The sequence below is a fragment of the Paraburkholderia tagetis genome, from assembly GCF_022213065.1.
In the GTDB taxonomy this organism is placed as follows: Bacteria; Pseudomonadota; Gammaproteobacteria; order Burkholderiales; family Burkholderiaceae; genus Paraburkholderia; species Paraburkholderia tagetis.
On sequence record NZ_JAKLJA010000062.1, the window covers coordinates 16,058 to 33,930 of the forward strand.

20 protein-coding genes are annotated in these 17,873 nt (G+C 59.4%); 16 read left to right on the forward strand and 4 right to left on the reverse strand.

Annotation, left to right across the window (positions count from 1 at the left end; genetic code table 11):
• Positions 1 to 463: 463 nt before the first annotated feature.
• Positions 464 to 2,248, forward strand: a complete 1,785-nt coding sequence (locus tag L5014_RS35200; RefSeq protein WP_238468495.1) for an SWIM zinc finger family protein — start codon at positions 464 to 466, stop codon at positions 2,246 to 2,248.
• Between the two features lie 404 nt (positions 2,249 to 2,652).
• On the opposite strand, the gene L5014_RS35205 is transcribed toward L5014_RS35200, so the two are convergent.
• The 3 genes from L5014_RS35205 to merR form a co-directional block, all read right to left on the reverse strand.
• Positions 2,653 to 3,381, reverse strand: a complete 729-nt coding sequence (locus tag L5014_RS35205) for a cytochrome c biogenesis CcdA family protein (RefSeq protein WP_238468496.1) — start codon at positions 3,379 to 3,381, stop codon at positions 2,653 to 2,655.
• Positions 3,381 to 3,767, reverse strand: coding sequence for a thioredoxin family protein (locus L5014_RS35210; RefSeq protein WP_238468497.1), 387 nt, complete (start codon positions 3,765 to 3,767; stop codon positions 3,381 to 3,383). Before L5014_RS35210 ends, L5014_RS35205 begins: the two co-directional genes overlap by 1 nt.
• A gap of 192 nt (positions 3,768 to 3,959) precedes the next feature.
• A complete protein-coding gene (gene merR, locus L5014_RS35215; RefSeq protein ID WP_238468498.1) occupies positions 3,960 to 4,370 on the reverse strand; it encodes an Hg(II)-responsive transcriptional regulator in 411 nt (136 codons plus the stop codon).
• Positions 4,371 to 4,437: 67 nt separating this feature from the next.
• On the opposite strand from merR, the gene L5014_RS35220 reads away from it, so the two are divergent.
• The 3 genes from L5014_RS35220 to L5014_RS35230 are packed head-to-tail and all read left to right on the forward strand — an operon-like array spanning position 4,438 to position 5,300.
• A complete protein-coding gene (locus L5014_RS35220; RefSeq protein ID WP_238468499.1) occupies positions 4,438 to 4,788 on the forward strand; it encodes a mercuric transporter MerT family protein in 351 nt (116 codons plus the stop codon).
• 9 nt (positions 4,789 to 4,797) lie between these two features.
• Positions 4,798 to 5,085, forward strand: a complete 288-nt coding sequence (gene merP, locus L5014_RS35225; RefSeq protein WP_238468500.1) for a mercury resistance system periplasmic binding protein MerP — start codon at positions 4,798 to 4,800, stop codon at positions 5,083 to 5,085.
• A complete protein-coding gene (locus L5014_RS35230) occupies positions 5,085 to 5,300 on the forward strand; it encodes a GDCCVxC domain-containing (seleno)protein (RefSeq protein WP_238468501.1) in 216 nt (71 codons plus the stop codon). Before merP ends, L5014_RS35230 begins: the two co-directional genes overlap by 1 nt.
• Positions 5,301 to 5,436: 136 nt before the next feature.
• Here L5014_RS35230 and L5014_RS35235 read toward each other — a convergent pair whose 3' ends face one another.
• Positions 5,437 to 6,033, reverse strand: a complete 597-nt coding sequence (locus tag L5014_RS35235; RefSeq protein ID WP_238468502.1) for a cation diffusion facilitator family transporter — start codon at positions 6,031 to 6,033, stop codon at positions 5,437 to 5,439.
• 416 nt (positions 6,034 to 6,449) lie between these two features.
• On the opposite strand from L5014_RS35235, the gene L5014_RS35240 reads away from it, so the two are divergent.
• The 12 genes from L5014_RS35240 (at position 6,450) to L5014_RS35295 (ending at position 17,575) form a co-directional block, all read left to right on the forward strand.
• Positions 6,450 to 6,812 carry a hypothetical protein gene (locus L5014_RS35240; protein WP_238468503.1) on the forward strand — a complete coding sequence of 121 codons (363 nt, stop codon included), beginning with the start codon at positions 6,450 to 6,452 and terminating at the stop codon, positions 6,810 to 6,812.
• Positions 6,813 to 6,904: 92 nt separating this feature from the next.
• Complete coding sequence (locus L5014_RS35245; protein ID WP_238468504.1) at positions 6,905 to 8,200, forward strand: TolC family protein; 1,296 nt, start codon at positions 6,905 to 6,907, stop codon at positions 8,198 to 8,200.
• Between the two features lie 11 nt (positions 8,201 to 8,211).
• Positions 8,212 to 9,738: an efflux RND transporter periplasmic adaptor subunit gene (locus L5014_RS35250; protein WP_238468505.1), complete on the forward strand. Its 1,527-nt coding sequence runs from the start codon at positions 8,212 to 8,214 to the stop codon at positions 9,736 to 9,738.
• Positions 9,735 to 12,941, forward strand: coding sequence for an efflux RND transporter permease subunit (locus L5014_RS35255; RefSeq protein WP_238468506.1), 3,207 nt, complete (start codon positions 9,735 to 9,737; stop codon positions 12,939 to 12,941). The genes L5014_RS35250 and L5014_RS35255 overlap by 4 nt, the downstream gene beginning before the upstream one ends.
• The gene (locus L5014_RS35260; protein ID WP_238468507.1) at positions 12,938 to 13,294 is read left to right on the forward strand and encodes a copper-binding protein; all 357 of its coding nucleotides are present in this window, start codon (positions 12,938 to 12,940) and stop codon (positions 13,292 to 13,294) included. Before L5014_RS35255 ends, L5014_RS35260 begins: the two co-directional genes overlap by 4 nt.
• Before the next feature lie 67 nt (positions 13,295 to 13,361).
• Complete coding sequence (dsbD, locus tag L5014_RS35265) at positions 13,362 to 15,236, forward strand: protein-disulfide reductase DsbD (RefSeq protein ID WP_238468508.1); 1,875 nt, start codon at positions 13,362 to 13,364, stop codon at positions 15,234 to 15,236.
• Positions 15,237 to 15,305: 69 nt separating this feature from the next.
• Positions 15,306 to 15,665 (forward strand): hypothetical protein, encoded by a 360-nt coding sequence (locus L5014_RS35270; RefSeq protein WP_238468509.1) that lies wholly within the window; start codon positions 15,306 to 15,308, stop codon positions 15,663 to 15,665.
• A gap of 132 nt (positions 15,666 to 15,797) precedes the next feature.
• Entirely contained in the window at positions 15,798 to 16,106 is a 309-nt protein-coding gene (locus L5014_RS35275; RefSeq protein ID WP_238468510.1) for a hypothetical protein, read from the forward strand.
• A gap of 54 nt (positions 16,107 to 16,160) precedes the next feature.
• Positions 16,161 to 16,388, forward strand: a complete 228-nt coding sequence (locus L5014_RS35280) for a DUF2933 domain-containing protein (RefSeq protein ID WP_238468511.1) — start codon at positions 16,161 to 16,163, stop codon at positions 16,386 to 16,388.
• 88 nt (positions 16,389 to 16,476) lie between these two features.
• Positions 16,477 to 16,632 (forward strand): hypothetical protein, encoded by a 156-nt coding sequence (locus tag L5014_RS35285; protein WP_238468512.1) that lies wholly within the window; start codon positions 16,477 to 16,479, stop codon positions 16,630 to 16,632.
• Between the two features lie 97 nt (positions 16,633 to 16,729).
• Positions 16,730 to 17,218, forward strand: coding sequence for a PCYCGC domain-containing protein (locus L5014_RS35290; RefSeq protein ID WP_238468513.1), 489 nt, complete (start codon positions 16,730 to 16,732; stop codon positions 17,216 to 17,218).
• Positions 17,219 to 17,257: 39 nt separating this feature from the next.
• The gene (locus tag L5014_RS35295) at positions 17,258 to 17,575 is read left to right on the forward strand and encodes a P-II family nitrogen regulator (RefSeq protein WP_238468514.1); all 318 of its coding nucleotides are present in this window, start codon (positions 17,258 to 17,260) and stop codon (positions 17,573 to 17,575) included.
• Positions 17,576 to 17,873 lie beyond the last annotated feature (298 nt).

Consider the following 17,873-nt stretch of genomic DNA (forward strand, 5'->3'; position numbering starts at 1 on the left):
ACAGTCCAGTTATTTTCGCATGCGTAGAACGTTGGCTCTCCGTTTATTGCCGCGTCGGACCGCCTCGACACACTCGTCACCGAAGGCCGCACGTAGCCTTGCCATGAACGCGGCCAACGCTGAGTGGCGTCATCTTCAGAAGAAGTTGAAGTCAGTTGGGATTGCGGTCAAGGTCGACATTGACGACCTGCAGTACCCGAATCGTCGGTGACGCCGCAGCCCAATCAATATTGCAATGTCGTCGAACCCGCTCTCGAACGGATTTAACGGGGCCAACTTGACGCGCTCGGGCGGCATCAGTCGCGCACGTTGAAGCGCAGACGGATGAGTGGCGCCGTATCAAGTGGCCACGACACGCTGACCATCACCGGTCGTTCACATGAGAACCGACGACTGCGTCGTTGCGACCCGACGTGCCCGTCAAAGTAGAATAGCCCGTTGACCCATGCAGAGAAACCGACCGATGTGCGCCATCTCCCGCCAGTCATCTTTTCATGACGCTATTACCCTTATCGAAGTCCAGTCGCTCGCTGACCTGAAGACTTTTGCCCGGGGTAAAGCCTATTTCCATGACGGCCTTGTTTCGCGGCTTGAGGAACGCGATGGCGTAATCACCGCGAACGTACGCGGCACGCACCGCTACAGCGTCGAGCTTGGCGTGGGCAACGACGGCGAACTGACGTACGAATGTGACTGCCCGGTCGGCGGGGACGGCATCTTTTGCAAACACGCGGTTGCGGTTGCGCTGTCGTGGCTGGAGAACTCGGGGGAAAAAGTGTTCCATCCCGACGAGGCCAAAGCAACGAAGCCTCGTAAAAAGCACAAGACCTACGAGGAGTTGATTCGTGAATATCTCGCGACGCTGAAAGAAGACGCTCTGCGGGAACTGCTGCTCGAAGCGGTCGAGCGTGACATGAACCTGCGCGACAAGCTGCTTTTCGCCGCACGCGCGGCGAACGCCAGTGACCTGCCGGGCATCAAGGCAGCTGTGCGCGAGGCAACGCGCATTTCCCGGCCGCTCGACTGGCGCGAAGCCGGCGCATTTGGCGACGGACTCATGTCGCTGGCGGACATGCTGCGCCAGCGTCTCGAAGGGCCCCATGCCGCGCAGGTCGTCGAACTCACGGAGCTGGCGATTGCCGGAGCAGAAAAGAGTCTTGAACAGATTGACGATTCGGGCGGCGACGTGATGCCGGCAATCATGGAGCTTGCGGCGGTGCATCTTGAGGCGTGCCGCCGGACGGGGCCTGACGCAGTTGAACTCGCCGGGCGTCTGTTCAGGTTCCAGACGGACGGTGCGTGGGATACGTTCTACGACGTGCTGCCGGCCTACGCGGAACCGCTGGGCGACGCCGGACTGCGTCGGTACCGCGAACTCGTCGGGAAAGGCTGGAACGCCCTGCCGTCGCTCGCGCCGAGCAATGAATTTCGCCGGTCGTTCGACCCGCTTCGGATGCGGCTCGAGAGAGCGATGGGTTCCCTGGCCGAACGCGATGGCGATATCGACGCGCTGATTCGCATCCGTTCTAAGGACCTGTCGAGTCCCTACCGCTTCCTGCTGGTCGCAGAGCTTTGCGTGAAGCATGGGCACTACGACGAAGGTCTCGCCTGGGCCGAACGCGGCATCACGGAATCCGGCAAGAATGTGGACCAGCGACTGCTCGATTTCTGCATTCAGGAGTACCTTCGGCGCGGCGAATTCGAGAAGGTCGACGTTACCGCATGGCAGCGATTCGATTTGCGACCGGGCGCAGAAGCGTTTGCAGAATTGATGAAGGTCGCAGACGCTACGGGCAGGCATAATGCGACCCGTGAGCGCGCGCTCAGTCATCTCTGGGCAAGCGTAAAGCGGGAGGAGTCAACCGCGCAATCGAAGCGGAACGTGTGGCAAGCGTTGACCCGCACCGAACTGGTCAAGATATTCCTCTCCCAGGCCGACAGCGACGCCGCCTGGGATGCCTTCACCGGTGGCCCGGTCGCGGCGCACATCTGGCCGCAAATCGCAGTTGCTCGCGCAAAGACGCATCCGCATGACGCCATCGCGCTATATCACCGGTTGTTGCCAATTGCGGCGGATAACGGAACACGAAACGCTCGATATGATGAAGCGTTCAGCATCGTGCGGACTATAGGGAAGTTGCGGGCAGAGTTGAAGGAGCACGCGGTGTTTGCCAACGAACTCGAATCTATTCGCCAGACGTATCGGGCCAAGCGCAACTTTATGAAATTGTTGGCAACGCTGGGATGATTTGGCATGTGCCGCCGTACCCGTCGTGCCCGCAGTTTACTGATAGCCACCACGCTGCTCTCCAGTTTGTTTGAACAGACGTTGTCTGGGGCAGGTGAATCTGGTCACATGAGCAGGTGTTGCGGGAGCCGGTGCGGACCACTTTTCGACCTGCGAACCCAGGGACTGCCCGTTTGAGCTTTTTCACGTTCCTCTCCAGCAGGTTTCCCGCTCAGGCAACGGGACCGTTTCTCACCGCCTATCTCCTAAACGCCGCCGACGCCCACGGTGTTGACCAATGTGTAGTGAGTTCTGAAACCGAATATTTCGAAGTGAGTGGGGGCTTCAAGAAAATCGCCCAGAGGTGGACGGTCGAAGGCTTGGTTTGGTTTGCGCCGTGACCATCGAAATCCGCGCGTGGCTGCTCAAAGCGACGTTGTGAAGGCCGTCAGCCACGCCGGGCTTGCAAACAGCAGCACTGTCTCCACCATCTTGTCCAGCCCTGTGAGCACGAGCACGCCGAGGGCGATGAACATTGACCCGAGAACAGTTTTTCCAATGGTTCCCGCAGAGCCAAGCCGACCTCGAAGCCGCGATATGGAGGCCCGTGAAAGAGAGCCGAGAATCGCCAGTGGAAGGCTCGCTCCGACGCCGAAGATGCCCATCAACAATGCGATATTGCCCAGATTCCTGCCTTGAGCGGCCAGTGTGGTTGCCGCGCCCAGCGTCGGTCCGACGCAGGGACTCCAGACGACTCCCAGGAGCAGTCCGACCGCAAACTGGCCGCGCAGGGTGTCGCCCTTTATCTGGCTCAGCCAGTTCTGGCCGGGACCACCTATCCATGCGGTCGCGCGGTTGAAGACGGCCTGCAGTCGCTGGGAAACCATCGCGAGCCCGAACAGAATCATCAGCACGGCGGTTACACGCCGGAACACGTCGTTATCCAGTCCCAACGACACACCAACTGTCGCTACAAAAATGCCGATAACTGAGAAGGACACGCCCAATCCGGCTGCAAGCGCAACCACCCCCAGCCGATGTACCGCCAATGCAGACGCAACGAGTATTGGAATAAGGACGAGCACGCAAGGTGACAGTGTCGTCAGGGTTCCGGCGAGAAACCCGAGCGCGTACGTACCCGGAGTGAAATCCATTACAGTGCGTTGGCGAACGTGGTTCTTATGTCCTGTTCGCGCGTCTGCCCCGTTGAGCGCGCGACCTCATGACCGCCTTTGAAAACAACGAACGTTGACTGCTGGGTCACTTTCATCGCCCGCTTCAGGGTAGCTTCCTTGTCGTAGTCGGCCACGAAAATGGTCACGTTTTTCATTTCCGCGCTGGCTGCCAGACGGTCCACAATGGGTTGCTGGACCTTGCAGGTCGGACACCAGGTCGCATGGAAATAAATAATGCTTGGCTTCCCATTGGCGTTCAGCCTATCGAACTGGGCCTGGTTGAACGGCTGCTCGCCGGCAAAAGTGGCACTGACGACCAGTAACAAGCTCGACGCGAGCAGATATCGGCGAATAGCTTTCAACATTGCGGTCTACCCAGAGATAAGCACAGCGTTACTGTTAGACGCCCAAGAGATGAAATGATTGCGCCTCTAGCGTTGCGATTGCCCGTAAAGCTCAGGTTGCCTGCTGCCCGCTATACCCCTCACACTGGTGAGCCTCGTCTCCGGTCGTGCCCGCGGAGGTGTGTGCTACCGGCACGCCTGGCACTAGCGCGTTCACCGGGTCAGCTCATCGCCGTCCATGAGCGTGTCGATGAGCGGGCACGACACCGTGCCTTTCGACGTCGAGCAGCGCTGGGCCAGTGTCGCCAACGCAGCTTCCAGCATGGACAAATCCTGGATGCGCTGGCGCACGTCGACAAGCTTGTGTTCGGCGATAGCGCGCGCGGCGTTGCACGCCTGCCCATCGTGCAGAGACATTAGGGCTTCCACCTCATCGAGCGAAAAACCAAGCGACTGGGACCGCTTGATGAAGCGCAGTCGCCTGAGCACATCTGCAGGATATCGCCGAATACTACCGGTTGGGCGAGGCGGTACCGGCAGTAATCCGCGACGATGGTAATACCGCACTGTTTCGACGTTTACCTCTGCCGCTTCAGCCAGCTGTCCGATGGTCATTTCCTGCATGGTGCGCTTGACTCCGTACTCAGGTACGCACCTAGACTAGACTCAACCAGTCCGAAAAGGAAGTGCCATGCGACCTCGCTGGGCCACCACCGGCTCCCTGCTCGCCGGAGCCGCTGCCGCATTTGGGGCATCCGCTTGCTGCGCAGGCCCCTTGCTCCTTGTCGTGCTGGGAGTCGGGGGCGCTTGGGGCTCGCGCCTGACCACGTTGCAGCCACTCCGACCCCTATTTGTCGCCGTGTCCCTCGCCTTTTTCACGGTCGCTTTCCGCAGGCTCTACGCCAAATCCGAGGCATGTGCGGTGGGCGAGGCTTGCGCGGTGTCCTCGGTGCGACATCGCCAGCGTGTCATTTTCTGGGTCGTGATGCCAGCCGCGCTCGCGCTGATGTCGTTCCCCCTGTATGCGCCGCTCTTCTACTGAGTACCTGCCATGAAAAAACTGATTGCTGTACTCGTCGCGACTGTGCTGACCGCATCCACGGCCCTCGCCGAGGGACTTCGCACGGCCACCCTTGACGTCACGAACATGGATTGCGCTGTGTGTCCGATTACGGTTCGCAAGGCGCTTGAGAAAGTGCCCGGCGTGACCTCGGCCAAGGTCGACTTCGCCAGCAAACGCGCGGAGGTGGTATTTGACCCAAAGAAGGTTTCGGTCGACGCGTTGATGAACGCCACGGCGGACGCTGGCTATCCGTCTCACGTAAATCAGGTGCAGTGATGGCAGCAATCGTGCTGGATTCGACTATCACGTGTCCGACGTGCGGGCACAGGAAAGAAGAGACGATGCCGACCGACGCCTGTGTGTGGTTTTACGAATGCGCGCATTGCAAAACCATGCTCAGGCCGAAACACGGGGATTGCTGCGTATACTGCTCATACGGCACCAACAGGTGCCCGTCGATGCAGCAGTCTGGCTCTTGTTGTGGTAGCTAACGCTTTGCAGACGGCTGGCCCTAAATCGATGTCTATGGCGCCGGTGGGTATCCGAGAAATGCGTGGGCGTGTGTGCACCTCACAGGGATTTATTTCCCTGAACCTGCCCGAATGAGCAGAGTATCGACCCACACCTTCATTGCTTGGAAAGCGCCGCGTCCTTTTCGCCGGAATCGCGGGCCTGCTGCCAAATCTCAACTGCTTCCTTCGCCACGTACATGCTGATGGCAATAGCGACAACCAGGTCGGCATAGCGCCAGCCGGACGCCAGGACCACCAAGCCTGATGCAAGAACGCCGAAATTTGCCACTACGTCAGCGCGCGTACAAATCCAGCTGGCTCGCATATGGACTTCGCCCTCTCGGTACCGTGCGAGCATCCGCAGGACAGTGACGTTGACGCAGAGCGACAAAATTGAAAACCCGACCATCGCGGCGCCGAGCGGGTCGCTCCCAAACAAAAGGCGGCGAATCACGTCGGCGACGATGCCGACGCTCAGGAGTATGAGCGTTGCTCCCGTCCAGCGGGCTGAGTACTGCTTGAATCGCATACCCCGTGTCGCCGCCATGAGCCCGAGTCCGTACGCAGTCGCGTCGGTAAGCATGTCCAGCGCGTCCGCCATCAATCCGCTTGACTGGGCCCAAAGGCCGGCCAACATGCCGACAACAAACATGGTGGCGTTCAGGGCCAACGCGATACGAAGCGTCTTCCGTTCGTTCTCGGTGTCGGCCAACGTCTGCCCGCAATCGCAAGACATAAACGGTTCTCCGGTCACATGGCGCTGGTTTCCATTCCAGGGTACGTGATAACTGCAGTGTCAGAACGGGCCACCGCAGCACTCCCAATGAAAACTACATCTCCACCACTCGCATCGGGCGACTTGTTTATGCGCTGACCAAAGGACGGAATCCCGCTGCTTTAATCACCACCGCCGAAGTGCTCCGATGGAAATTCGACTCGAATTTCACGATTTTTGTCGTGACGTTGATGTCCAAGTCTGCGCCAGGGTCGACACCTATCGCAGTATGGACCTTCCCACGGCGGGAAGGTCAAGCACGCAACAAAATCCGACACGGCTGTGTGCGGCGAGCTACGTAGAAGGCAAATTCCCTGGAACATGAATAAGATACCTTCGCTATAATCCCAGCCATGAAATTTCTTCGGACATTGCTCCTCCTGTTGCTCTGCGCTGCGCTGCCCATCAGTGGGCTGGCGGCCAGCGGCTTGACTGGAGAATGTCCAATGCAGATGAGCATGGGCTCCGACGATAGTAGTGCCATGTCTTCGGAGATGCCTGGGTGCGAGACGATGAAATCCTCGCAACCGGATAAAGCCAAAGGCTTCTTCTGCAAGGCAACGGCGCAATGCCAGCTTGGCAGTCTGTATCACCCGGTATCCGCCACTGAAGTAACCCGTCCCGCTGGGGTGTCCAGCCCCGTCGTATTCCACTACGCACTGTCGCTCACCGTCCGTGAACCGGCCGGTCTGTGGCGACCTCCTCGCGCCATCTAAACCCTTGCTGACAGGTTCACCGCATCTGCGGTGAGGTCGTCCTGCGTCCAGGACGTGGATTCCCCGTGGGAGTCCGCCGTTGGGGTTAGAACATGCCTTTAACTATTGGCACGCCGTCATGCCGGCGTGCACCACTGCGCGCACGTTCGCTTTTTGCCGCGCTGGTTCTCGCGAGCGTCGCTGCGCACGCTCAGGAAGCGCCCGTTACGCTTGACGCGGCGCTCCAGGCCGCAACCGACCGCTCCGCCACCATCGGGGCTGCGCAGGCATCGGTGCGCGCCAGTTCAGAAGCCTCCGTCCGCGCAGGGCAGTTGCCCGACCCGATGCTTAAAGCCGGTGTTGATAACCTGCCGGTGAATGGCCCGCAACGGTTCACCATCGGCCAGGATTTCATGACGATGCGCCGCATCGGCATCGAGCAGGAATGGATATCGGGCGACAAGCGCCGACTCCGGGCCGCCTTGGCGAACGATGTCGTGGACCGCGAGCGGGCCGGCTACCTCGGCCAGCTCGTGAACACCCGCCTGCAAACGGCCGCAGCGTGGCTGAACGCAGTCTATGCGAAGAAGGCCGTTTCGCTGCAGCAGGAACTCGTTGACCACATGACTCATGAACTGGAGGCGACGAAAGCGTCGTATCGCGGAGCGAAAGCGACTGCCGCCGATGTGACGCAGGCCCAGGCGATGTTCGCGCAGACCCAGGACCAGTTGTTCAAGGCCCGGCAGACGTTGCAGACCGCGCTTATCGGTCTGTCCCGCTGGACGGCAACGCCCGTTTCTGATGTGACGGGCGAGCCGCCGGCGCCACAATCCTATGTGTCATCACTGCCGCCCGAGGAACTGCGTGAGGTGCAGCCGGTGCTCGTCGCAGCATCCCGGGACATCGCCGTCGCCGATGCCGATACCGCCGTCGCGAACAGTAACCGCAGTCCCAACTGGACATGGGAGGTCGCCTACCAGCAGCGCGGAGGCGGATTCTCGAACATGGTGTCGGTTGGCGTCAGCATCCCGCTGCCCATCCATCGCAAAAACTATCAGGACCGGGACGCGGCGGAAAAAGCTGAACTGGGTACCAAGGCACGCCTGATGTACGAGGACGCACAGCGTCAGGTTGAAGCGGATATCCGTACGCAGTCGGCCACGCTCGCGAGCGGTCGCGAGCGCATCACCAATCTCACCCACTCCCTGCTTCCGGCTGCGGACCAGCGCGTGCAACTGGCGGCTGCCGCATACAGGGCAGGCACTGGCTCGCTGGCCGATACCTTCGCGGCCAGGCGCGCGCAGCTCGACGCCGAACTTCAAGTGCTCGACCTGCAGCGCGATGTGTCGCAAACCTGGGCCCAACTGGAATACCAGGTCGTGCCCGCCTCGATGTCCGTGAGTCAGTGAAGGAGAACAACATGCAGAAGAAACAACTGGCACGCGCGGCGCTTATGGTGTTTGCCGCAGCGGCATTGCTGGGTACCGGCTATGTCGCCGGTACGCATCGTTCGACGATGAGTGGCGGGAGCGCTGTTGCGGCGACGCCCTCCAGCGACAGAACTGACCCCAAGACTGGCCGGAAGGTGCTGTACTGGCATGACCCCATGGTGCCGAACCAGCATTTCGACAAGCCGGGCAAGTCGCCTTTCATGAACATGCAGTTAGAGCCGGTCTACGCCGATGAAGGCGGCTCGAACGGCATCAAGATTGACGCCGGGTTACAGCAGAACCTGGGGATTCGATACGCGACGGTGCGCCGACAGGACACTGTCGACGGTTTCGACGCGGTAGGGACGACGCAGTTCGATGAATCAAAGGCTGACGTCGTGCAATCGCGGGTGACCGGCTATATCGACCATCTTTACGCCAGCGCCCCAATGCAGCGCGTAACGAAAGGTGCTCCGATTGCGTCCCTGTTCGTTCCCGACTGGCTTGCGCCGCAGGAAGAGTATCTGGCGCTGAAACGTGGCGGCATGGATGACGGCATGCTTGCGGCGTCACGTGCGCGCATGCGGGCGATGTCCATTCCGGACGGCGTGATTGCAAGTCTCGACCGCACCGGCAAGGCGCAGACACACATCACGCTATCCGCACCGGAAGCCGGCGTGCTGACCGAGCTGAACGTGCGCGATGGCGCGATGGTGTCGCCCGGTCAGACGCTTGCGAAAGTCTCCGGGCTCAACAGGCTGTGGCTCGTGGTCGAGGTACCCGAAGCACTGGCGCTTCAGGTTCGACCGGGCATGAGTGTGGACGCCGTGTTTGCCGGTGACCCGGCGCAACATTTCACGGGACACATCCGTGAAATCCTGCCGGGCATCAGCACGAGCAGCCGTACGCTTCAGGTACGTCTCGAAATCGACAACGCGGACTTCAGGTTGACGCCGGGGATGTTGATGCGGGCGCGCATCGGTGCCGCGAAAAAGGTATCGCGGTTGCTGGTTCCCTCGGAAGCCGTCATCACGACCGGTAAGCGGTCAGTGGTCATCGTCAAGAATTCAGACGGCAGGTTACAACCTGTCTCGGTCACCGTTGGCAACGATGCCGGCGACGATACCGAGGTGAGCAGCGGCCTGACGGAAGGCCAGCAGGTCGTCGCATCGGGCCAGTTCCTCATTGACTCGGAAGCGAGTCTGAAATCCGTTCTGCCGAAGCTCGGAGCAACCGTACCGACCGGTGCGAGCGCGCCGGCCCCAGCACCTGCTACTGCAGCAGCGCAGACCTACGACACGACAGGTAAGGTCGAAAAGGTGACGGCTGGAGACATCACGTTTTCACATCAACCCGTTCCGGCGCTGGGCTGGGGCGCGATGACGATGTCGTTCGGCAAACCGTCGCCGACCGCGTTTCCGGACGTGAAGCCTGGCGAGACCGTGCACTTTGTATTTAAGCAATCTGACGACGGCTACCAGTTGACAAAGGTTGAACCGGTCGGAGGCGCCAAATGATTGCGCGTCTTATAAGGTGGTCTATCCACAACCGCTTCCTGGTGCTGCTGGCGACCGTGCTTGTTACGGCGTGGGGCGTCTATTCAGTCACACAAACACCGCTCGATGCGCTGCCTGACCTGTCCGACACGCAGGTCATTATCAAGGCATCGTACCCGGGCAAAGCGCCGCAGGTCATCGAGGACCAGGTCACCTATCCGCTCACCACGACGCTGCTTGGTGTGCCGGGGGCTAAAACTATTCGCGCGTATTCGTCGTTCGGCGATGCGTTCGTCTATGTGCTGTTCGACGACAAGACTGACCAGTACTGGGCACGCTCGCGGGTACTCGAGTATCTGAACCAGGTACAGAGCCGCTTGCCGCAGGGAGCGACCGTTTCGCTTGGACCGGATGCAACAGGCGTGGGTTGGGTCTACGAATATGCACTCGTCGACAAAACCGGGCAACACGACCTTGGACAACTTCGTGCACTCAACGACTGGTTCCTGAAGTTCGAACTGAAGTCAGTGCCGGACGTGTCTGAAGTCGCGAGCATCGGCGGCATGGTTCAACAGTATCAGGTTGTCCTCGACCCGGACAAGCTGCGCGCCTACGGCATCACCCAGGCCATGGTGGCTGATGCACTGGGCAAGGCGAACCAGGAATCCGGTGGGTCGGTGGTCGAAATGGCCGAGTCCGAATACATGGTCCGTTCGTCCGGTTACCTGCATACGCTCGACGACTTTCGCAACGTCGTATTGCGCACGAACGATGCAGGTACGCCGGTTCTGCTCGGCGATGTGGCGCGGATTCAAATCGGACCCGAGATGCGAAGGGGAATTGCCGAACTGAATGGTCAGGGAGAAGTCGCGGGCGGCGTCATCGTCATGCGTTCCGGCAAGAACGCGCTGACGACTATCGATGCGGTGAAGGCAAAACTGGCCGACCTGAAACGTTCTCTGCCGGCCGGTGTCGAGGTCGTGACGACCTATGACCGCTCGCAGCTCATTGAGCGCGCGGTGGACAATCTCAAGGACAAGCTCATCGAGGAATTCATCATCGTCGGGTTGGTCTGTGCGGTGTTCCTGTTCCATTTGCGCAGCGCGTTCGTGGCGATTCTGTCACTGCCGCTAGGCGTGCTGGCCGCCTTTATTGTCATGCGCTATCAGGGGGTGAATGCGAACCTGATGTCGCTGGGCGGCATCGCAATTGCCATCGGGGCGATGATTGACGCAGCCATCGTGATGATTGAAAACGCTCACAAGCATCTCGAAGCGTACGACCACGAGCATCCGGGTGAACAAATCACGACCGCACAGCGCTGGGAACTCATCGCGACATCGGCAGCGGAGGTGGGGCCGGCGTTGTTCTTCTCGCTTCTCATCATCACACTGTCATTCATCCCGGTGTTCTCGCTCGAGGGGCAGGAGGGAAAGCTGTTCTCTCCGCTGGCTTTCACCAAGACCTACACAATTGCTGCTGCTGCCGGGTTGTCGGTGACGCTGGTGCCCGTACTGATGGGTTATCTGATTCGAGGTCGCATCCCTCATGAGAACTCGAACCCTATCAATCGCGTGCTGATTCGACTGTACCGGCCGCTACTAGAGGCGACGCTGCGGCGGCCGTGGGTTGCCATTGGACTGGCGGTCGTTGCGCTGGCCGCTTCGGTGATTCCGCTTTCCCAGCTCGGCGGCGAATTCATGCCACCGCTTGATGAAGGTGACCTGCTGTATATGCCGACGGCGCTTCCGGGGATTTCGGCCGAGAAAGCGAGCGAACTGCTGCAGCAGACTGACCGGCTTATCAAGACCGTCCCGGAGGTGGCTACAGTCTTCGGTAAATCCGGGCGGGCCGACACTGCAACGGACCCAGCCCCGCTCGAGATGTTCGAGACGACGATTCAGTTCAAACCGCGAAGCCAGTGGCGACCCGGCATGACGCCGGAGAAACTGGTCGATGAACTTGACCGGACCGTCAAGGTGCCGGGGCTGTCGAACGTGTGGGTGCCGCCCATCCGGAATCGTCTGGATATGCTGTCTACCGGCATCAAGACACCGGTTGGCGTCAAGATTTCCGGCCCGGACCTTACGCAAATCGACCGGATTGCGGCGCAGGTCGAAACAGCGGTCAAGAATGTGCCAGGCGTCACGTCTGCACTGGCCGAACGCCTGAACGGGGGCCGCTACGTAGACGTCGACATCGACCGGCTGGCGGCAGCACGTTACGGGCTTGCTGTGGCAGACATCCAGTCAGTCGTGTCCTCGGCAGTGGGCGGTGACAACGTCGGCGAAGTCATTGCTGGTCGTGAGCGGTTCCCCATCAATATTCGCTATCCGCGCGAAATCAGGGACTCGCTCGAGAAGCTGCGTCAACTGCCGGTCGTCACGGACCGTGGCGCGCAAATCCAGCTCGGCGATGTCGCGCACATCACGATTGCCGATGGTCCACCGATGATTCGCAGTGAAAATGCGCGACTCTCCGGCTACGTCTATGTCGATATTCGCAATACGGACCTGCAGTCAGCGGTCGAGGCAATGCAACGCGCTGTTGGGGAGAAAGTGACGCTTCCTCCGGGTTATTCAATTGCATGGTCCGGCCAGTTCGAATATCTCGAGCGCGCAGCGGCGAAGCTGCGTACGGTCATTCCCGTCACGCTCGTCGTCATCTTTGTGCTGCTCTTCCTGACCTTCAACTCCGCGGCCGATGCACTTCTGCTGATGTCGACGGTGCCGTTCGCGCTAGTCGGCGGGTTCTGGCTCATCTGGATTCTGGGTCATGCCGTGTCGGTCGCAACCGCGGTCGGGTTTATCGCGCTCGCCGGTGTCGCAGCGGAGTTCGGGGTTGTCATGCTGCTGTATCTGAAGGGCGCGCTCAATCGCCGACTGGAAGAGGGTGAACCGCTAACCGAGGCGCTTCTGTTCGATGCAATTCGCGAAGGCGCTGTGTTGCGCGTGCGACCGAAAGCGATGACGGTTGCTGTCGTGCTGGCTGGCCTCATCCCCATCATGGTCGGACATGGCGCCGGTTCGGAAGTCATGCAACGCATTGCCGCACCGATGGTGGGCGGCATGGTCACTGCGCCAATCCTTTCGATGTTCGTTATCCCCGCAGCCTGGTTCCTATTGCAGCGCCGCAGTGCGCGAAAGCTGGGCCATGAGCGGCTTCCGCATGCAGTACCTTCCGGCATGAAAGTGCCATCTATCCAAACTGGAGAAACCCAATGAAGAAGTTAATTGTTACCTCTGTTGCCCTCTGCGCAATTGGCACGTTTGCCGCACCGGCGTTCGCGGGAGATGACATGGCCGGTATGAACATGTCCATGAAGCCGTCGGCTGCAAAGGCGTCATCGAACGCTGCTCTCACCGATGCGGAAGTAAAGAAAGTCGACCCGGCCACCGGGATGGTCACGCTGAAGCACGGAGCCCTGGAGAACGTCGGGATGCCGCCGATGACGATGGCGTTCAAGGCGAAGGATGCGGCGATGGTCAAACAGGTTCACGAGGGCGACAAGGTCAAGGTTCGTGTCGAGAACGTCAATGGCACGCTGACCATTGTGAAACTCGAAAAACAGTCTTGATGCTGTACTTGCAGGCTCACCATGCCCGGTGAGCCTGCAATCCGGCTTGCATGAATAGAGGCCAGCGATGCAAACGACATTCCTTTTTGCCGAGCCAGGCATTTGGCGTCTCACGAATATGCTCAATCGCATGTTGCGGGTCGCACTTGGCTTGCTGTTCATACTGACATCACTGGCCGCTCACGCCGTGAACGAGTCCGACCTGCTGCCGCCGGAGCGCGCCTTTCCATTGCGAGTCACGTCTGGCGGACCGCAGCAGGTTGTGCTCGATTTCGACACGCAACCAGGCTACTACCTGTACCGGGACAGATTCAGTTTTGCGGTGGACGGTACGTCGATAAAGCCGGAAAAGATGCCACCCGGAGAGCTGAAGAACGACCCCACCTTTGGTATGGTCACGGTCTACCACCAGCCGGTGAAAATTCACGTCTCTCTACCTCGCCCCATCGCAACCAGCGTCGTACTGTCCGTTACATCGCAGGGATGCGCGGACCTGGGCGTCTGCTATCCGCCGCAGACGCGAAACTATCGTGTGTCGGCCGATGGCTCTGTCACGTCCGTTACCGCAACGAGTAACGCCTCCGCTGGAAATTCCGGATTCCCGAGCGTTGGCGAAATCCAGTCGCCCTCGGCAATACCACCGGGAGTGAATCTGCATCCAGCGAATGGCATCTCCGTACCTGAGCTGCTGGGTTTTCTTTTTGCAGGCCTGCTGATGGCAGGCACGGTGTGCATGTATCCGCTCATTCCCATCGTGACCACCGTCATTGGCGGCACGCAGGAACGGCGGTCTTTGCGACGAGGATTCGCTCTTTCGTTCGCATATGTGCAGGGACTCGCGATTACTTATGCGGTAGCCGGCACCATCGCTGCGCTCATCGGCATTCCGCTGGTGGCCGCAACACAAAAGCCTTGGGTACTCGCTGGCTTTGGCCTGCTCATGGTGATTTTTGCGCTCGGAATGTTCGGCGTGTTTCGTTTGCAGCTTCCCGCGAGCTGGCAAACGAGAATCACTCAGTGGAGCAATCGTCTGCCCGGCGGGCGGACTATTCCGGTGTTCGTGATGGGTATGCTTTCCGCCCTGATTGTCGGCCCGTGTTCGACACCTGCGCTGGCGGGTGCGCTGCTTTATATCGCCAACAGCCATGATGTCGTTGGCGGAGCGCTTGCCCTGTATGTGATGGCCCTTGGCATCGGCGTTCCGCTGCTGCTCGTCGGTACATTCGGCGCACACATTCTGCCCAGGTCCGGCCATTGGATGGTTGCTGTTCAGAACGCGCTGGGCGTCATGCTGCTCGCCGCAGCACTATGGTTTGTCTACTCGCTGCTACCGACCTGGCTGTTGATGATACTGGTTGCTCTGCTGCTGACCGGTTGCGGCATGATGCTTCGGGCGATGGACCCGCTGCCGCCCGATGCGGCTGGTATCTCACGCGTGGCAAAGGCGATGGGCGTATTGCTGCTGGTTGCCGGAGTTGCCGAATTCATAGGTGTTGCAGCGGGAAATTTCGATGTTCTGACGCCGCTCGGTGGGGTGATGCGGACGTCGTCATCGGCGAGCGGAGAAACGGAAGCGAGGCCGACAGCAAATTTCGAGGCGATACGGTCGAATACCGAACTGGACCAGGCGCTCAGGTCCGCGAACGGACAGCTCGTGATGGTCGACTTCTACGCGGACTGGTGCATCAGTTGCAAGGAGCTCGAGCGCTTTACCTTTACCGACCCACGTGTGGTCAGCGAATTTGCGCACTGGAAGCTACTGCGCATCGACGTGACGAAGAACACCGCGGAAGATACGGCGATGCTACGGCGCTTTGGGCTTTTCGGACCACCGGCCCTGATTTTTTACAACAGGAACGGTCAGCAACAACCCGACGCCCAACTCGCGGGATTCGTGGGTGCCGATGCGTTCCTGGCCCACCTGAAACGATGGGGAGGGTAACGTGATGCAGCGCACAAGCCCCGCAGCAAACCGTGGCAGCTTGCTGTTGCCGGGTCTATACTGAATTTCATGAAAATCTGGGCCAAACTCGTCGCCTGCTTTCTGATTGCGTGGATGCCATTTCTTGGCTATCCGGCGCAGGCGGCATTTTGCCCAGCGATGTCGTCGGTGGTAGCTGCGCATCAGGATATGCAAACCTCGCATATATCCTCCTTAGCGGCGTGCGAGCAAGGCTCCAGGCATCAGAGCGTGCACACCCAACCGGCTTGCCATGGCGGCATGGGTGGCGCTGTTTGCGGCGTGCCGGTCATACCCGAGAGGTACACAGTTATCAATGTACCTTCCTCGCCTGTCTACCGGGCTGTCGTTCATTGTCTGACGGCGCAGTTCATTCCTGAACTGCCCGCTCCTCCTCCGCGCTTGCTGTAACTCCCGCATCGACCAGGTTTGAACGGCTTCGTGCCGTGGCTTGCGCTCGCCCTGTCGCGAGTGTGATGACCATCAAACTGAATGTCGTCAGTTCTTTTCCAGCTATGCACGAACTTGAATTCGGAGAGTTACATGAACACGAAATTTCTACGAGCAGCGGCCTTGTCAGCATTCCTATTGACGGCAAGTGTCGCCAGTCTTGCGGCGACCGGTGGGGGCACCAGCAACTATCCAGGCGCGTCTGCGCAGAGCCGCGAACACGGCTCGATGATGGGCGGCATGATGGGCATGGACGGGATGATGGGTAGCTGTCCAATGATGGGTGCAAGCATGGGCATGGACCCGAAGACCGCGATGCGCATGCATGGAGAAATGATGCGGGCGATGGGCGACATCATGCTCAAGTATTCCGACCAGGCCGGAACTGCACCGTCGAAGTAGTGGACTCGTCGCTCAACGACGAACCCTCATCCCAATTTCCATAAGGACCTGACCATGAAGTGCAACACGAAGACGATGGTAGCAACGGCGCTGACTCTCGCACTGATTCTGAACATCGGATACTGGGCGCTGCCTCAATTCAGAGGAGCGCTGACGTCATTCATTGGGATTGCCATCGCGCTCGTTTGTCCGCTTTCGATGCTGTTCATGATGCGTGGCATGCAATCCCACACCGACAGTCGAGACAAGGTCGGTCCAGTGTCCGACAAAACCACGTCGTAAATCAGCCACCTGCCTAGTGGCATCGTGTGAAGCCGGTGCGACGTCAATAGTCATCGCACCGGTTCACCGTACAACGTAGGAGCGAACGATGTTCAATGAAAGACCAGTACTGAATGTCATGGTGGGCGTGTTTGCGGCCATCGGCCTCATTGCCGTGCTCAGTGTGGTTGGTATGACGGCAATGCACGTGAACATGATGCACGGGCTGCATTCCTGCAGCGAAGCGATGCATTTCCGTCCATAAATTTCTCCACCAGATTGGGAGACCCGAAATGAGGGGGCATTCATCTGAAAAGGTTGTTGGAAAGACTGGCTGGCGCATAAAGCTGCCGGGAAAGCCCATGTGGCATCTGATGTTCCTGCTCGCTATGGTGATTGCGATACCAGCAGTCGTGGTTTTGGGGCCATCTCTTGTGCATCGACTGACCGAGTCCACGGCGAGCGCAATTGAACCGTCCAACCCGGTTCAACAGGTACCGGGTTGGCGAGTTGGCATGCTGCGTCCTGACGGGTTGCGCATCATCCCAGGCGGACGTTCAGATGCGTCTCACGTGCTGAACCCGAATCAGTTTGCCGACAAGGAAGTCAGACACACCTACTGGGTTGCGACGCAGATTCCCGTCGTGCTCAATAAGCTCTACTGCTGTTGCGGTTGCGAAAATCGTGGAGTGCATCGCTCCAACCTTCAGTGCTTTGAAGACCAGATGGCAGTCACGTGTGCGGTTTGTCAGGGGACGGCGGAGATTGCCTATCAGATGACACAGGCCGGGATTCAGGACGCGGGCAAGATTCAGGCAGCTGTCGATGCAAAGTTGGCGCCGAAAGGATAGGTGACCGCGGCTTTTCCTCAATTAGTTATGGAGGAGAACATGGAATTGAAATGCGTTGTTGCCGTTGTCAGGCCCGAGGTAGTGGAAGTATTGGAACGAAAGCTTGGCGCCATTCACATCCATGGCGTGACCGTTACAAGAGTGCGAGGATTCGGGGCTCATCCTAATTACTTTGCCGACGATTGGACGACGGAGCACGTCAAGATTGAAATTTTCGCGCAGGCGGAAAACGTCGATGCTCTCGTGAAGACCATCATGGACATCGCACATGTCGGCGGGATTGGAGATGGGGTCGTTGCGGTCATTCCGGTGGAAAAATTCTTCCGCGTTCGCAATCAGGCCGAGGCGGGACCTTGACGCGATGACAAATGTCCGACCCGCGGGAGACCGGGCTTGTTTCTGACCCGCTGGACGACACTTGACCTTTACACTGTGGGAAGGTCTAAGAATACAGATATACGGCAGATTGACCGGCTAGGTGAAGGCGGCTGAGATGAACATTGGTGAAGCGGCGAAAGCGTCTGGTGTGTCGGCGACCCCGATGGGCGGGCAAATTCCCCCACCTGTGGGCACCTCAAAATCCCCCACCTAGAGACACGCGGAGCATGATGCTGGCGCGGTCTGGCAGGACGTTACCTTGCACCCCTCGAATGAA

Bases quoted from the DNA above. Each gene is read 5' to 3' on its own strand.
- L5014_RS35250 (WP_238468505.1), top strand. From the start codon at position 8,212: ATGCAGAAGAAACAACTGGCACGCGCGGCGCTTATGGTGTTTGCCGCA.
- L5014_RS35295 (WP_238468514.1), top strand. From the start codon at position 17,258: ATGGAATTGAAATGCGTTGTTGCCGTTGTCAGGCCCGAGGTAGTGGAA.
- merR (WP_238468498.1), bottom strand. From the start codon at position 4,370: ATGCAGGAAATGACCATCGGACAGCTGGCTGAAGCGGCAGAGGTAAAC.
- L5014_RS35290 (WP_238468513.1), top strand. From the start codon at position 16,730: ATGTGGCATCTGATGTTCCTGCTCGCTATGGTGATTGCGATACCAGCA.
- L5014_RS35245 (WP_238468504.1), top strand. From the start codon at position 6,905: ATGCCTTTAACTATTGGCACGCCGTCATGCCGGCGTGCACCACTGCGC.
- L5014_RS35255 (WP_238468506.1), top strand. From the start codon at position 9,735: ATGATTGCGCGTCTTATAAGGTGGTCTATCCACAACCGCTTCCTGGTG.
- L5014_RS35270 (WP_238468509.1), top strand. From the start codon at position 15,306: ATGAAAATCTGGGCCAAACTCGTCGCCTGCTTTCTGATTGCGTGGATG.
- dsbD (WP_238468508.1), top strand. From the start codon at position 13,362: ATGCAAACGACATTCCTTTTTGCCGAGCCAGGCATTTGGCGTCTCACG.
- L5014_RS35220 (WP_238468499.1), top strand. From the start codon at position 4,438: ATGCGACCTCGCTGGGCCACCACCGGCTCCCTGCTCGCCGGAGCCGCT.
- L5014_RS35260 (WP_238468507.1), top strand. From the start codon at position 12,938: ATGAAGAAGTTAATTGTTACCTCTGTTGCCCTCTGCGCAATTGGCACG.
- L5014_RS35275 (WP_238468510.1), top strand. From the start codon at position 15,798: ATGAACACGAAATTTCTACGAGCAGCGGCCTTGTCAGCATTCCTATTG.
- L5014_RS35230 (WP_238468501.1), top strand. From the start codon at position 5,085: ATGGCAGCAATCGTGCTGGATTCGACTATCACGTGTCCGACGTGCGGG.
- L5014_RS35200 (WP_238468495.1), top strand. From the start codon at position 464: ATGTGCGCCATCTCCCGCCAGTCATCTTTTCATGACGCTATTACCCTT.
- L5014_RS35285 (WP_238468512.1), top strand. From the start codon at position 16,477: ATGTTCAATGAAAGACCAGTACTGAATGTCATGGTGGGCGTGTTTGCG.
- L5014_RS35210 (WP_238468497.1), bottom strand. From the start codon at position 3,767: ATGTTGAAAGCTATTCGCCGATATCTGCTCGCGTCGAGCTTGTTACTG.
- L5014_RS35205 (WP_238468496.1), bottom strand. From the start codon at position 3,381: ATGGATTTCACTCCGGGTACGTACGCGCTCGGGTTTCTCGCCGGAACC.
- L5014_RS35280 (WP_238468511.1), top strand. From the start codon at position 16,161: ATGAAGTGCAACACGAAGACGATGGTAGCAACGGCGCTGACTCTCGCA.
- L5014_RS35240 (WP_238468503.1), top strand. From the start codon at position 6,450: ATGAAATTTCTTCGGACATTGCTCCTCCTGTTGCTCTGCGCTGCGCTG.
- merP (WP_238468500.1), top strand. From the start codon at position 4,798: ATGAAAAAACTGATTGCTGTACTCGTCGCGACTGTGCTGACCGCATCC.